Source organism: Streptomyces sp. NPDC001700, assembly GCF_053596435.1.
In genome coordinates this window covers 51,862-66,752 of sequence record NZ_JBSFGE010000033.1, presented here as the reverse complement: position 1 = coordinate 66,752, position 14,891 = coordinate 51,862, and the positions used below count along the sequence as shown (strand labels likewise).

General features: G+C 74.0%; 7 protein-coding genes. 5 read left to right on the top strand and 2 right to left on the bottom strand.

The genetic code is table 11. From position 1 onward, the window contains the following. Positions 1-33: 33 nt before the first annotated feature. On the bottom strand, positions 34-1,269 hold the full coding sequence (locus ACWC5C_RS37670) for a sensor histidine kinase (RefSeq protein WP_450883101.1): 1,236 nt from the start codon (positions 1,267-1,269) through the stop codon (positions 34-36). Positions 1,270-1,636: 367 nt separating this feature from the next. Between ACWC5C_RS37670 and ACWC5C_RS37665 the strand changes: the two genes are divergently transcribed. The 5 genes from ACWC5C_RS37665 to ACWC5C_RS37645 all read left to right on the top strand — a co-directional run bounded on the left by ACWC5C_RS37665 (position 1,637) and on the right by ACWC5C_RS37645 (position 8,422). Continuing rightward, entirely contained in the window at positions 1,637-3,268 is a 1,632-nt protein-coding gene (locus ACWC5C_RS37665) for a heavy metal translocating P-type ATPase (protein ID WP_450883099.1), read from the top strand. Beyond that, positions 3,249-3,788: a copper chaperone PCu(A)C gene (locus ACWC5C_RS37660; RefSeq protein WP_450883097.1), complete on the top strand. Its 540-nt coding sequence runs from the start codon at positions 3,249-3,251 to the stop codon at positions 3,786-3,788. The genes ACWC5C_RS37665 and ACWC5C_RS37660 overlap by 20 nt, the downstream gene beginning before the upstream one ends. 317 nt (positions 3,789-4,105) lie before the next feature. After that, the gene (locus ACWC5C_RS37655) at positions 4,106-4,639 is read left to right on the top strand and encodes an NADPH-dependent FMN reductase (protein WP_450883095.1); all 534 of its coding nucleotides are present in this window, start codon (positions 4,106-4,108) and stop codon (positions 4,637-4,639) included. Positions 4,640-4,704: 65 nt separating this feature from the next. Next, positions 4,705-5,529 (top strand): AfsR/SARP family transcriptional regulator, encoded by an 825-nt coding sequence (locus ACWC5C_RS37650; protein WP_450883131.1) that lies wholly within the window; start codon positions 4,705-4,707, stop codon positions 5,527-5,529. After that, positions 5,519-8,422 (top strand): BTAD domain-containing putative transcriptional regulator, encoded by a 2,904-nt coding sequence (locus ACWC5C_RS37645; RefSeq protein WP_450883093.1) that lies wholly within the window; start codon positions 5,519-5,521, stop codon positions 8,420-8,422. The genes ACWC5C_RS37650 and ACWC5C_RS37645 overlap by 11 nt, the downstream gene beginning before the upstream one ends. Here the strand turns inward: ACWC5C_RS37645 and ACWC5C_RS37640 are convergent, their stop codons facing one another. Then, positions 8,423-14,866 carry a thioester reductase domain-containing protein gene (locus ACWC5C_RS37640; protein ID WP_450883091.1) on the bottom strand — a complete coding sequence of 2,148 codons (6,444 nt, stop codon included), beginning with the start codon at positions 14,864-14,866 and terminating at the stop codon, positions 8,423-8,425. Positions 14,867-14,891: the final 25 nt, after the last annotated feature.

Here is a 14,891-nt window from a genome sequence, read left to right as displayed (position 1 = left end):
CGACACCGGCACGTCGTTCGCCGTCGGCTGCTGTCAGTCGCCGGAACCCCAGAGCCCCGAGGCAGCGGGCTGGCCGGGCCGGATCCACGTCCTCGTCGTGGGCACATAGGTCGGCAGGGTCGTTTCCACTGTGAAGCCGCCGTCGGGGAGGGAGCCCGAAGCGAAGGTCCCGCCGACGAGTTCGATGCGCTGCCGCAGCCCGCTCAAGCCATTTCCTGAGCCACTCGCCGCGAGATCGACGTCGCCCGGCTTCGTCGGAGCGGTATTGCGCACCAGCAGCCGCACCCGGTCCACCTCGTACCGCACATCCACCCGCACCGAGCTCCCAGGGGCGTGCTTGCGGACATTCGTCAACGCTTCTTGAACGATGCGGTACGCCGTCCGCGCCACCACCGGAGCCGGCACCGATGCGTCCCCCGCCTCCTGGAACTCCACCTCCATGCCCACCGCCCGGGACTCCGCCACCAGCATGGCCAACCCCAGGCCCGGCCCGCTCACATCCCTCTCCGTGGTCCCCAACACCTTCACGGCGCTCCTCGGTGACCTCAGCACCCCCACTAAGTCCCGTAACTCCTCCAGTGCCTGACACCCCGCAGCCCGCAGCGCCTCGGCCTCAGCACGCACGTGTGCGTCGGAAGCCGTCACGCGCAACGCCCCTGCCTGCAGGACCATCAGACTGACCCGGTGCGTCACGACGTCGTGCATCTCCCCCGCGAGCCGCACTCGCTCCTCCGCGCGGGCTTGCTCCGCCACGAGGAACCGCTCATGCTCCGCCCGCTCGGCCCGCTCCGTCAGTGCCGCGATCAGCCCTCGCCGCGCCCCCACGTACAGGCCCAGCAACGCGGGAACCGCGGTCAGAACCAGCCCACTCGCCGTCACCGTGAACGACAGCGCCCACAATCGGGTGGCCAGCAACGTCAACACGCCTGTCAGCACCCACACCACACGCGGCCGCGTCGAGAAGACCACCGCGCTGTACGCCGCGAAGGGCGCGGCCGAGGGCACCCACACCCCCGCCCCGTCCGCCGAGGCCAGGAACAGCCCGGGAACCAGCCACATCGACAAGGACATCACGGCCGCTGTCATCGTGACCACGCCGAGCACGGCCAACGGCCGCGTCCTGCGCATCAACATGGCCACCGCGACCACGACCTGAAGACCGAGCCCGGCCCACGGACGACAGCCGGCAGGCCCCTCCCGCTGGAGACCACTCCATACGGCCACGTACACGTTGAACACCACAAGCACGACGACGAGAAGGATGTCCACAACGGCTCCGCGGCCCAACCACCTAATCGGGCTTTTCACGCAGTCACCGTACTGTGGGCAAAGGGTCTCGGGGGCAGTTGTGTTCTGTTGGCCATCGGAGCGCGTACGAAAGTGGGTACTGCGCCGGACAGGTTGCGACCTTGGTCGCTTCCACTTCCCACCAACCGCTCTGCCGCGCGTCCCGGCCCAAGGCAACCATCGCCCCGGCGGACGCGGGGCCTCGCCGGGCGTTGAGCGGTCCGCGTCCTCGGGCCGTACACGTGAGCGGACCCAGCCGTTTCCGGGGAGCCTGCTCGTGGGGAGTTCCGACCATGCCGTTGATCGATACCGCATCACCGCCGCGTCACCGCGCGTGGGCAGGGGCGCGATGAGCGCCGTGTCCGACGCGCCCGAGCGCACCACCGACCTGCTGATCGGTGGCATGACGTGCGCACGGGTCTCACATCCGGCGACCGTGGACGTGGATCTGGTTCCCTCGTGGCAGTTCGATCGGTGGCAGCCGGTGTGTTTCATCCTTGCCACACCGGTCGCGACCTGGGGCGCCTGGCCCTTCCACCAGCGGGCGTTGCGCGGCCTGCGGCACGCGGCGGTCCGGCACCGGAGCGGTTCGGCGCTGCGGTCGCTCGCCGAACTGGGTGCCAAGGACGTGGAGTTGCGGGAGTCCGGCGGCAATCGCCGCATCCCGGTGTCCGCGCTCACCACGGGGCAGGAGTTCGTGGTGCGCCCCGGTGAGAAGGTGGCCACGGACGGGGTGGTCGTCGAGGGCGGTTCGGCGCTGGACCTGTCCCTGGTCACCGGCGAGAGCGTGCCGGTCGAGGTGACGCCCGGCACGGCCGTCGTCGGCGGGGCCGTCAACTCCGGCGGTCTGCTCGTCGTACGGGCCACGGCGGTCGGCGCCGACACTCAACTCGCCCGCATCACACGGCTGGTGACCGAGGCCCAGGCGGGCAAGGCCCGGATGCAGCGGCTCGCCGACCAGGTGGCGGGCGTCTTCGTACCGGTCATCGTGGCCATCGCCGCCACCGTGCTGAGCTTCTGGCTGGGCGCGGGTGCGGCGGGTGAGTCGGCCGTCACCGCGGCCGTGGCCGTCCTCGTCGTGGCCTGCCCCTGCGCCCTGGGACTGGCCACACCGACCGCGTTCCTCGTGGCCAGCGGGCGCGGGGCACAGCTCGGCGTCCTCGTCCGCGGCCCGGAGGCGCTGGAGCGACTGCGCCGCGTGGACACCGTGCTCCGGCTGGCCGCGGCCGTGGAACAGGGCTCCGAACACCCCATCGGCCGCGCGGTGGTCGCGGCGGCCCGGCGCGAGAAGACCGGTGACGGCGCCGGTCTGCCGGAGGTGACGGAGTTCCGGGCCCACCCCGGAGAGGGGGTGTCCGGCCACGTCGAGGGCCACCGTGTGCGCGTACGCCGCCCGCGTCCATCGGAGCCTCTGCCGGACGCACTGCGCGAGGCACGGGATGCCGCCGCGCGCGCCGCGCACACCGCCGTGATCGTGGAGATCGACGACCGGCCCGCAGCGGTGCTGGCCGTCGGCGACACCCTGCGCCCCACCAGCCGCGCGGCGGTGCGTGAAGTGCGCGCGCTGGGCATCGAGCCGGTGCTGGTGAGCGGCGACGGGGCCGCGCCCGCCCGGGCCATGGCCGAGCAGGCGGGCATCGACACGGTCCACGCCGGGGTGACTCCGGAGGAGAAGGAGAAGATCGTACGGAAGCTGCGCGCCGAGTCGAACACCATCCGCGCCAATCTGGCCTGGGCCTTCGGCTGCAACGTGGTCACCGTCCCGCTGGCCGCGACCGGCTGGCTCAACCCCATGGTCGCGGCAGCCGCCATGTCCGCGAGTTCCGTCCTCGTCGTCGTCAACAGCCTGCGGCTGCGGTCCTGCAACCCCGGCAGGCGGCGGACGGGCGCCCCGGCCGACCACCCATCGTCACCCGCCGCCCCCATCGCCGCCGAGCGCGGCACTGTACGGAAGGATCGCGATGTCCTCAGCGACCGATGAACACCCGGAGGCGGACGTCGACCGCCCCGGTCCGGGAGGGCGCCTGCGAGCGGCGCTGGCCCGGGGAGCACGGGCGGCCCTGATCCCGGCGGGCGCCTGCGCCGTGGCGCTGGCACTGCTCACGGCCTACACGGCGACCGGGGCGGCGGGCGAACCCGTGCCGAAGATCCGGGTCAACGTCGGCTGGATCCTCCAGCCCGCCGGGCAGCCGGCCGCCGCGTTCTTCGAGATCCGCAATACCGGGAACATCGACGACACGCTGGTCTTCGCCGACTCCCCGGCACTCGGGGTCTCCATGCTGCGCAAGCCCGACCGGAAGCAGCCGGGCACCGCGCAGCGGGCGCGGCGGGTGGCCGTGCCCGCCAAGAGCACGGTCCGGATGGCCGAGGGGGGAATTCACATCGCCGTCCTCGACCCGCCCGCGCTGCGGCCCCTCGCGAGGGTCCCGTTCAACCTGTGGTTCGAGGGCCGGGGCCGGGTGAAGGCCGTAGCGGTGCTGATGCCCCCGGAGGGCGGCTGAGCACATCGCCTCCCCGTTGACCACCGCCGCCGCCCACACCCGACTCAGGCTCACCCGGACCGCGCGCACCGCCTCCTACCTGGGCAGATGATACTTTCGGCAAGGGCGGCGTCGGTGCGGCGCCCTGCGGAGCGGAAGCCGTGCCAAGCGCTGTTGGCTGCGAGCCCTTGGATGCTCGTCGCCGCGTGAGCTTCCGCGGCTCGTCAGCTGCGGGCCCACCGTGGATGGTCGCGCCCCACGGGGCGGAGCCGCGTACCGGCACCGCCCCGCGCCCCTGACGAGGCGCCCTCCGCCCGCACAGAAAGGAGCCGTTGACCATGCACGCACTTGTGCTCACCGGCAGTCCCAACCCCCGCTCCTCGACCGCCGCGCTCGCCGTGGTGGCGGGTCGTTCGCTCAGCGCCCTGGGCAGTTCGGTGGACACCGTGGACCTGTCCTCGGACGACGGCGGGGTCGAGGGGCTTCGCCAGGCTGTGGCGGAGGCCGACGCGGTGGTGCTGGCCAGCCCCGTCCACCACGCCGGGTACTCGGGCCGGCTCAAGACCGCGCTGGACCAGCTGCCACCGGACGCGTTCAGCAACCGGGCCGTCGGCCTGCTGTCCCACGGCAGCGGGCCGCGCACCGGCAACGTGGTCTGCGAGCAGCTGCGTACGGTGGCGAAGGCGCTGGGCGGCTGGGTGGTGCCCACTCAGGTCGCGGGCTGCCCGGATGACTTCGGGCCGGGCCCGGGCGGCACCCGGGGGCCGAACGAGGACCTTCTCTCCCGTTGCGACAAGTTGGCCAGGGAGCTGTACCGCTGCGCCACGATGCTGGACCGTCCGGCGCCCGCCGCCGTCCGGGACAGGGTGTGAGCCTGACGCTCCCCGCTCAGCTGGATCAGCGACGAACCGCGAACTCCCGGAGCCGCATCGTGCAGATGAATCTGCTGGGGCCTCTGGAGGTCGTGCACGACGGTGTGCCGACCCCACTCGGCGCCGCGAGAGCCCGTACCGTACTCGGCTTCCTGCTCCTCCATCCCAACGAGACGGTGTCCGTCCACCGGCTCACCGAAGCCCTGTGGCCCGTCGATGTGCCGAGCACCGCCCGGAAAATGGTGCGCAACGCGGTGTCCGCGCTGCGTGGCGTGCTGTCGGCAGCGGACGGCCTGTGTGCCGGATCGGCGTCGGTGGTGTCCACCGCGCGGGCGCCGGGCGGCCAGGGGTATCAGCTGCGGGTGGACCCGGAGCACGTCGATCTCGAACGATTCTCGGCTCTGAGGATCGCGGGTGAGCGCGGTCTGTCGGCGGGAGATTGGGAGTTAGCCTCGCGCACCCTCAGCCGCGCGCTGGCGCTGTGGCGCGGCGATGTGCTGGCCGACTTCACCGACCAGCACCTGGACTGGCCGGAGCGCCAGGCCGTACGAGAGGAGTGGTGGGCCGCGCTGGAGGGCCGGATCACCGCCGATCTGGCGCTCGGGCGCGATCACGAGGTGATCCGGGAGCTTTCGGTACTGCTGGAGGAGAACCCAGAACACGCCCATCTGGCAGGCATGTTCATGCTCGCGCTGTACCGGCGCGGACGGCAGGTGGACGCGCTCAGCGCCTATCGCCGCACGCGCAGTGCGGTGGCCGCCCGCACCGGGCACGAGCCGTGCCGGGAGCTGCAGCGGGTGCACACCGCGGTGCTCTCCCATGCCCCATCCCTGATCGAGCCGTTCAGCGGGTTCCGTCACCACCAGGAGGGCGGCCACTGTGACTGCTGACGCCACACCCACCGATTTCCGCGTCCTGGGGTCGCTGGAAGTGATACGGGACGGGGCGACCGTGCCGCTGGGCGGGCCGCGGCGCCGCGCGGTGCTGGGCTATCTGCTGCTCCACTGCGGCCAGGCCGTACCGACGAGCAGGCTGATCGGCGCGCTGTGGGGCGACCACCCGCCGCCCTCCGCCCGCAAGGGGCTGCAGAACGCGGTGTGGCACCTGCGCGCCGCGCTGTCACAGGGGCGGACGCGCGGCCGGGGGCCGGAGCTGGTCACCTGCGCGCCGGGCTATCTGCTGCGTGCCGACGCCGGAGACGTGGATCTGCTCAGATTCCAGGAGCTGACGGATCAGGGGCGGGCGAGCTTCGCCGAGGGCTCGGTGCGCGCCGCCTCCGGGCTGTGGCACCGGGCGCTGGCGCTGTGGCGGGGACGGGCGCTGGCCGACCTCGCCGAGGCGGGCTTCTCCTGGCCCGAGCTGCGCGCGCTGGAGGAGTCCCGGCTCGATGTGCTGGAGGACTTCTTCGACGCCGAGTTGCGGCTGGGGCACCACGACACGGTGCTCGCCGAGCTGCAGGAGGCGGTACGGGCCGAGCCCCGCCGGGAGCGGCTGCTGGAGCAGCTGATGACGGCGCTGTACCGGGGCGGGCGGCAGGCCGAGGCGCTGGCCGTCTACCGCCGGGCGGAGTCCTCGCTCGCGGAGACCCTGGGCCTGGAGCCCGGGCGCGCGCTCCAGGAGCTGGAGTCGGCGATCCTCGCACACGCCCCGGAACTGTCGCAGGCCGCGCACGAGCCCACGGCGGTAGCCCTGACGGACGGCCCGCACCCGCCGCAGGCTCCGGACCTGCGGCCCAAACCGGCGCCGGAGTCCGTCCGCCGGGACCGCCGCACCTTCCCGGCGGGCGTCCGCACGCAGGCCACCGTCCTGATGCTGCGGGCGACATCAGGAGAGGGCCGCCACGAGGAGGACGGCTCGGACGGCCCGCTGGCCGAGGTGGACCGGGTGGCGCTCGAAGAGGCGGCGCGGTTCGGCGGCAACGTCGTGGCCCGGCTCGGCGCGACCTGGCTCGTCCTGTTCGCCGACCCGCGCCCCCACAACCAGAACCACGCCCGCCGCGCCGTCTCGGCGGCCCTGGCGGTCCGCTACCGCTTCGCCCACACCCGGTGGGCGGCCCCCTCGCTGGGCGTCCGGGCCGTGGTGGCCACCGGGGATGTGGTGACCCGTCACTCCTCGGTTCCGGCGACGCCGTTAGCGGTCACCGGGGCCGTGGTCGACACGTGCCACGGGCTTCTGCCGCGAGTGCCCGAGCACACGGTGTACGTCACGGAGGCCACCCGGCACTGCACGCGATCGGCCATCGTCTACCGGCCGGCCGTACCCGAGGGGTGCTGGGAGGCCGTCGGCACCCGGGACCCCCGGCCGGACGGCCACCCCGCTCCCCTCATCGGCCGGGATGACGAACTGGCGTCACTGATGGACCTGTTGAGCGAGCCGGAAGGGGAGGAGGGGCCGCGCGTGGTGACCGTGATCGGCGAGGCAGGCCTGGGCAAGAGCCGGCTGATCGACGAGTTCGCGGCCCGGGCCGCGCAGCTCCCCGGGCCCGGCGCCCCGCTCGTGTTGCGCGCGCCCGCCACGCTGGTCGACGGCTCCACCCTCACCGTACTGGCCCAGGGACTACGCCGCTGCTGCGGCATCGAGGACGGCGACTCGCCCCAGACTGCGCGCGAGAAACTGTACGAGGCGGTGCGGCGTGCGGCTCCGCAGGACGAGGAGAGGACGCTGATCCGGCTGCACCCGCTGATCGGCGGGGACCGGCTGCTGGAACCGCCCATGGTGCCGCACGAAGTGCTCTTCGCATGGTGGAAGTTCATGGCCGGGACGGCGACGCACCGGCGCTTGGTCGTGGTCGTGGACGAGCTGGACTTCGCCGATGACGCGGTGCTCGACCTCGTCGAGGGCCTTGCCGTGGTCCCGGCGCGGGGACGACGGGGTGCGCTGCTGGTGGTCGCCGGGGCCCGGCCCGCGCTGCTGGAGCGCAGGCCGCACTGGGAGTCGGTGCGGCAGTCCCGCACCATGTCGCTGAAGCACCTCGGCGCCGCTGCCGTACGCCGCTATCTGACAACGGTGCTGGACGCCCCGGACGCGGGCTCCGCCGGTCAGGGGCCGCGACACCCCCGCCTCCCTTCGGCGAATGAACACTTCGCCGGTGCGCTGGCCGCCGTGGTCCCCGGCAATCCGCGGGTCGTGGCCGCCTACATACGGGATCTGCTCGACCCGGCCACGGCGGAGCGGCCGGGGGCCGGTGAGGCCGCGCTGCCCGGTGAGGTGCGGCGGTTCACCGCCGCACGGCTGGACGCGCTGCCGGAGCCGTTGCGCCGCGTGGCCTGCGATGTGGCGGTGCTGGGCGAGGCCGCGTGGTCGACGGCAGTCGCCGCGGCCGGGGGCCGCCGCCACGAGGAGGTCACCGGGCCGCTGGAGGAACTCGTGGACCACGGTGTGCTGGTGGCCCGGGACACGGACCCCCCGCCGGCCGCGCCCGTCGGCCACCGCTACGGCTTCCGCCACGAGACCGACCGCCAGGTCGCCCGGAGCCGGGTGCCGTCGGACGAACGGGCCTGCGTGCACCGGGCCGCCGTCGGCTGGCTCGCCACGGTGGCCGACGGCCACCCGCAGGTGGCGACCCATCTGCGGATGGAGGCGCTGCATCTCGCCGCCGCCACCAGCAGACCGGTCCCGGACCTCCTGGAGTGCAGCCTTCGGAAACTGGATGCCTCTCCCCAGGCGTTCGCCGATCTCGACCGCACCGGCGTTCACTACCTCATCCTGGCGGAGACCCCCGCCACGCGCCTGGTCGAGCTGGAGCGCGTCGCCGAATTCTGCCGTCGGCACCCGCCCGGCTGATCAGACACCGCCACTCCCCGCACCATCGGAATGGCCCGCGCGGTCGGGCCGGTTCACGGGTGCGGGGAAGTAGCCCGCAGCGCGGAAGAAGTCGGCGTAGAGGTGGGTGAGTTCGGCCACCGACTCGGGGCAGGCGATGCCGGTGCCGTCCAGGGCGCGGGCGGTCGCGGAGCTGTCCATGAGCGGGTAGGCCTCCTCTTCCGATGTCGTCACCGCCTCGAATGAGTCGAGCAGCGGGACCAGGGCGTTGGCGGGGTCGCCGGTGACGCGGGCGGTCCAGGTGGCGCGGTCGGTCCGAGGAAGGTCGTAGCCCGTCTCCCGCAGGCGCTGCACGATGTCGGTGAGCGCGACGGGGTTGTCGTTGGAGAGGTGATAGGTGCGGCCGGCCGCGTCCGGGCGGCGCGAGAGGGCGAGGACCGCGGCGCTCACGTAGTCGACCGGCACCATGGGGAAGCTGCCGCGCATGTCCTCCGGTACGGCACCGGCCTGGAGCATGCCCCGGACACTCAGCCAGACGAAGTCCTGGGTCTGGCATGCGCCGTGCTTCTGATCGCCGCACACCACGTCCACGCGGTGGACGGTCACCGGCAGGCCGCGTTCGCGGGCGATGCCGACGAGTTGTTCGCCCGCCCACTTGGTCTGCCGGTAGCCGCTGGGCAGCGCCGCGCCGGGCCCGATGGGGTCGGCCGGGCGCAGCGGGGCGCCGTCGGGTCGCGGGCCGGTGAAGACTCCGGTGGAGGAGAGGTAGTGCACGGGCACCGTGCGGTGCAGCGCGGCGAGCCGGAGCACTTCGCGGGTGCCGCCGACGTTGGCCTCGCGCATCACCTCGTACGGCTTGAGCCAGTGGACCTGTGCGCCCGCGTGGAAGACGACGTCGGCGCGGCGGGCCAGTTCGTCGAAGCGGCCGGGGGTGAGTCCGAGTTCCGGTTCGGCCAGGTCGCCGGTCTCGATCGCGACGCGGTTCAGGTCGATCTCGTCGGCCACGCGGTACCACTCCAGGTTGCGCAGCAGCCGTTCCCGCCCTTCCTCTTCGCTCGCCGCGCGCACCAGGCAGTGCACGACGGCACTGGTGGTGGCCATCAGGTCGCGCAGCAGAAAGGCGCCGAGGAAGCCGGTGGCGCCGGTGAGCAGCACCCGGTGCGGGTCGCTGGCCTCGCGTACGACGGTGGCGGCCGGGCGGACGTCGTCGGGGAGGTGGAGATCGGCGGAGAAGTCCGGCCCCGTACCCTCCCCGCCGGGATGGTCCACCGGCACCTCTTCCTCCTCCGCGCCGAGTTGAGCGAGGAGGGCGTCGGCGATGCCCTGCGGGGCGGAGTGGTTGAAGACGAGGGAGAGCGGGACGCTCAGTCCGGTGGCGGCGGCCAGGTGGTTGCGGAGCTGGATCGTGGACAGCGAGTCGAGCCCGGCGTCGTGCAGGGGGAATTGGGGGTCGACCGGCTCGCGATGGCCCAGGGCGAGCGCGATGCCGGAGGTCACCAGGTCCAGGACGGCCGGTGCGCGGCGCTCGGCGGGCAGAGCGGCGTAGTCCTCGGCCGGGATGCCGGCCGTCGCACCCTGGGCCATGGCGCTGCGGCGGCCCGCCGTACGCGCCAGGGTGCGCAGCAGCGGATGGACGCGTTCGGAGGTCCGCACGGTGTCCAGGTCGAGCGGGCTGGCGGCGACCACGGGCAGGTCGGTGCGCAGCGCGGCGTCGAACAGAGCCGGTCCGGCGTCGGGGGTGACAGGGGCGAAGCCCTCGCGGGCGATGCGGGCCAGGTCGGCCGCGCCGAGGTGGCCGCCGAGCCCGGCATCCAGCTGCCACAGGCCCCAGGCCATCGAGGTCGCGGGCAGTCCGAGGGCGGCCCGGTGCCCGGCCAGCGCGTCGAGGAACGCGTTGGCTGCCGCGTAGTTGGCCTGTCCCGGGCCGCCGAACAGTCCGGCGACGGAGGAGAACAGCACGAAGGCCGCCAGGCTGTGACCGGCCGTCACGTCATGCAGGTTCCACGCGGCCTCGGCCTTGGCGCGCCAGACGGCGTCCAGGCGCTCGGGGGTGAGGGTGGTGATCAGGCCGTCGTCGAGTACGCCCGCGGTGTGGACGACGGCGGTCAGCGGGTGTGCGGCGGGGATGCGGTCGAGCACGGCGGCCAGCGCGTCCCGGTCGGCGGCGTCGCAGGCGACGGCCTCGGCGTGCGCGCCCGCCCGCGCCAGGTCGGCGATCAGCTCGGCGGCGCCGGGCGCGTCGGGTCCGCTGCGGCTGAGCAGCAGCAGTCGGCGCGCGCCACGGGTGGCGGCCAGGTGCCGGGCGAACAGGGCGCCGAGGGCACCGGTGCCGCCGGTGATCAGGACGGTGCCGTCCGGGTTCCAGGCGTCGGGCGCGTTCAGCTGAGGAGCGGGGACTCGGGTCAGGCGGGGGACGAAGACGCGGCCCGCGCGTACGGCGGCCTGGGGCGCGCCGGTAGCCAGGGCGTGCGCCAGGGCCTGCGGCAGATCGCCGCCGGACCCGGCCTCGGTGTCTACGAGGACGATCCGGCCGGGGTGCTCCGACTGCGCGGAGCCGAGCAGGCCATGGACCGCCGCCCCGAGCGGCTCGGGTCCGTGGTCGTCCAGCCCCTCGCCCACCGCGCCCCGCGTCAGCACGACGAGCGGGACCTCGGCGAGCCCGTCCTCGGCGAGCCACTGCCGGACCAGCGGCAGCACCCGCAGCAGGCCGTCCCGCGCCGAGGCGGCGGCGTTCGCCGTGTCCCGTGGAGAGGTGGCGTGGGCAACGGCGGGGAGCACGACGGCGTCGGGCCGCTCGCCGTCCGACACCGCCTTCCGTACGGCAGCGGCGTCGGCGTACCGGACGGCGCCGGGGAGGTCCTGCCTCTCCCCCAGGACGCCCCACCGCAGCGGGGCGCGGTCCCGGGGGTCCGTCACCACGGGTGTCCATACGCGCTTGAAGAGCGCGTCCGGTATCTGAGCCGACGCCTCGCCCGTCGGGGCGGCCCCGCACACGACGGCATCGGCGCTGAGGACGACCCGGCCGCCCGCGCCACGTACCACGAGCGCGAACTCTCCATCGCCCAGCGGCTCTACGGATGCCGACACCTCGGTGGCACCGGTCGCGTACGAGCGCAGCCCGCGCCATTCGGTCGGGGTGCCGGGCAGCAGTTCGGACAGGACGTGGTCGAGGAGGCGGGGGTGCAGGGCGTGGTCGGCGCCGCTTTCCGCCACGTCGCCGTCGTCGAGGCGGGCCGTCGCGGACGTCCCCGTCGGCGGGCCCGCGTGCGCGTCCGGTACGGGCTCACCCGCCCGGGCCAGCACACCGGTGGCGTACCGCACCCAGTCGGCCTCCGTGCCGCCGGGCCTGGCGTGTACGCGCATCGGGCGGCGGCCGAAGCCATCGTCCGGGCCGACGACGACTTGGAGTTCGGCAGCGGTCCGCTCGTCCGTCTCCAGCGGGCGGAGCAGATCGAGGCTCTCTACGAGGGGGTGGTCCACCTCGTCGCCCGCGCGCAGGGCCACTTCGGCGAAGACGGCGGCGGAGGCCATGGTGCCGCACGCCACCTCGCCCGTCATCACCGTGATGTCACCGCCGTCCGGACCCGCCGCGCCGGGGATGTCCGTCGTGGTGTGCAGCAGCGGGTGTCGCTGCGGGCCGGTCGTGACGCCGCGCCGGGCGGGCGGCAGCCAGAAGCGCTGCCGCTGGAACGCGTACGTCGGCAGGTCCGGGTGGCCGTCGCCGACGGCGGGGACGGCGGTGGCGAAGAGCCGTTCCCAGTCGGCCTCGACGCCGTGGACATGCAGTTCGCCCAGGGCACGCAGCGCCGTGTCCGGCTCGGGGTGCTCACGGCGGACGGGGGCGATCGCCAGGTGCGGGTGGTCGCCGAGGACTTCGCCGACGAGCGCGGTGAGCACTCCCGCCGGACCCACCTCGACGAAGGTGTCCACGCCGCGCTCGGCGAGGGCACGTACGGCGTCGGCGAAGCGCACCGGTCGGCGGGCGTGGCGGACCCAGTGGTCCGGGTCGGACAGGGTGCGGGCGCCGACCGGCGCGCCGTCGAGCATGGAGACGAGCGGAACCGCCGGTTCGGCCGCGCTGACCTGCGCGGCGATGGGCCGCAGCTCATCCAGCAGGTCGTCCAGCTGGGGCGAGTGAAAGGCACCACCGACCGTCAACCGCCGGGTACGGACGCCGCGCCGGGTCAGCTCTTCCGCGAGGGCCAGCACCTCGGCGCGGTCACCGGTCAGGACGGTGGCGGCCGGGCCGTTGACCGCGGCGATCCCCACGAGGTGCTCGCGGCCGGACAGCAGCGGCAGCACGTCCGCCTCGGGCGCGGATACGGCGACCATCGCGCCGTCCTCCGGCAGCCGCCGCATGACCGCGCCACGGGCGGCCACCAGCGCGACGGCGTCGTCCAGGCCGAGCGCGCCCGCGGCGTGGGCCGCCGCGATCTCGCCGAGGGAGTGACCCGCGACGACATCGGGCCGCACTCCCCAGGACTCCAGCAGCCTGAAGAGGGCGATCTCGAAGGCGAAGAGGGCGGGCTGGGCGAACTCGGTGCGGTCCAGCGTCGCACCGCCCGCGAGCACCACGTCCTTCAGGGACCGGCCCTTCAGCGAGCCCCCGAGCACGGCGTCGAAGCGCGCGCACACATCGTCATAGGCTTCGGCGAACTGCGGGAAGGCGGCGGCGAGTTGGCTGCCCATCGCGGCGCGCTGGGCGCCCTGGCCGGTGAACAGGAAGGCGGTACGGCGGTCGGACCCGGCCACGCCCTGGGCCACGCCGTGTGCCTGCGGCTCCCCCGAAGGAGTGCCGTCGGCGAGCGCCGCGAGGCCATCCAGCAGGGCCGCCCGGTCACCGGCCACCACGACCGCGCGGTGTTCCATGGCCGTACGGGTGAGGGCCAGCGCCTTGGCGACGGGGCCGAGACCAACGGAGTTCTCTTCCACGGCGCCGCGCAGTTTCCGTGCCTGCGCCCGCAGCGCCCGCGGGTCACGGGCGGAGAGCAGGAACGGCAGGGCGCGCCCGCTCTCGGACGGCGCCTCGGGCGGCGCCTCCTCGTCCACCGGCTCCGCTACCTCTTCCACGATGAGGTGGGCGTTGGTGCCGCTGACGCCGAAGGAGGAGATCCCCGCGCGGCGCGTGCGCTCGCCGTGGGGCCAGGGCCGGGACTCGGTCAGCAGCTCCACCCCGCCGGAGGACCAGTTCACGATCGACGTGGGCTTGTCGATGTGCAGGGAGGCAGGCAGCACACCGTTCCGCAGCGCCATGATCATCTTGATCAGGCCGCCGATCCCGGCCGCGGCCGAGGCGTGCCCGATGGCCGACTTGAGCGATCCGAGCAGCAGCGGACGGTCTTCGGGCCGGTCCTGGCCGTAGGTGGCGAGCAGCGCCCGCACCTCGATCGGGTCGCCCAGCTTCGTCCCCGTGCCGTGCCCCTCGACCGCGTCCACGTCGGCCGGTGTCAGCCCGGCGTCGGCCAGCGCCTGCTGGATGACGCGCTGCTGGGCCGGGCCGCTGGGGGCGGTGAGGCCGTTGGACGCCCCGTCCTGGTTGACCGCCGTGCCACGGATCACCGCGAGCACCGGGTGGCCGTTGCGGCGCGCGTCGGAGAGGCGTTCCAGGACGACCAGGCCCGCGCCCTCGGACCAGCCGGTGCCGTCCGCCGCGTCCGCGAAGGATTTGCAGCGGCCGTCGGGGGCGAGCCCCCGCTGGGTCGCGAAGTCCACGAACGCGCCGGGCGTGGCCAGTACGGTCGCGCCCCCGGCGAGCGCCATGCGGGACTCGCCGCGCCGCAGCGCCCGGCAGGCCAGGTGGATGGCCGTCAGCGAGGACGAACAGGCGGTGTCCACCGTGACGGCGGGGCCCTCAAAGCCCAGGGTGTAGGCGATCCGGCCGGAGGCGACGCCGGGCTCGGTGCCGGTCATCAGGTAGCCGGCGGCCTCCGGGTCCTCGCGGTCCATGTCGGTGTAGGTCTGTCCGGCCAGCCCGGCGTAGACGGCGGTGTCGCTGCCACGCAGCGACGCGGGCGGGATACCGGCGCGCTCCAGTGCCTCCCAGGCCACCTCCAGAAGGAGGCGCTGCTGCGGGTCCATGGCCAGGGCCTCGCGCGGCGAGATACCGAAGAACGCGGCGTCGAACAGCGGCGCTTCGTGCAGGAACGCTCCCCGCCTGGTGTAGGTACGGCCCGGCGTGCCCGGTTCCGGGTCGTAGACGCCCTCCAGATCCCAGCCCCGGTCGGTGGGAAAGTCCGAGGTGGCGTCGGTGCCGTCGGCGACGAGCCGCCACAGGGCCTCGGGAGTGTCGGCGCCGCCGGGATAGCGGCAGGCGGCGGACACCACGGCGATGGGCTCGCGGTCGGCCGCTTCGAGTTCGGCGATGCGCCGCCTGGCCTTGGTGAGGTCACGGGTGACCCACTTCAGGTAGTCGGCCAGCTTCTGCTCGTTGCTCTGCGGGTGTTCCGGGGTGGCGGGCTCGGACATGCGGGGGTCTCCATGGGGGCTCGGC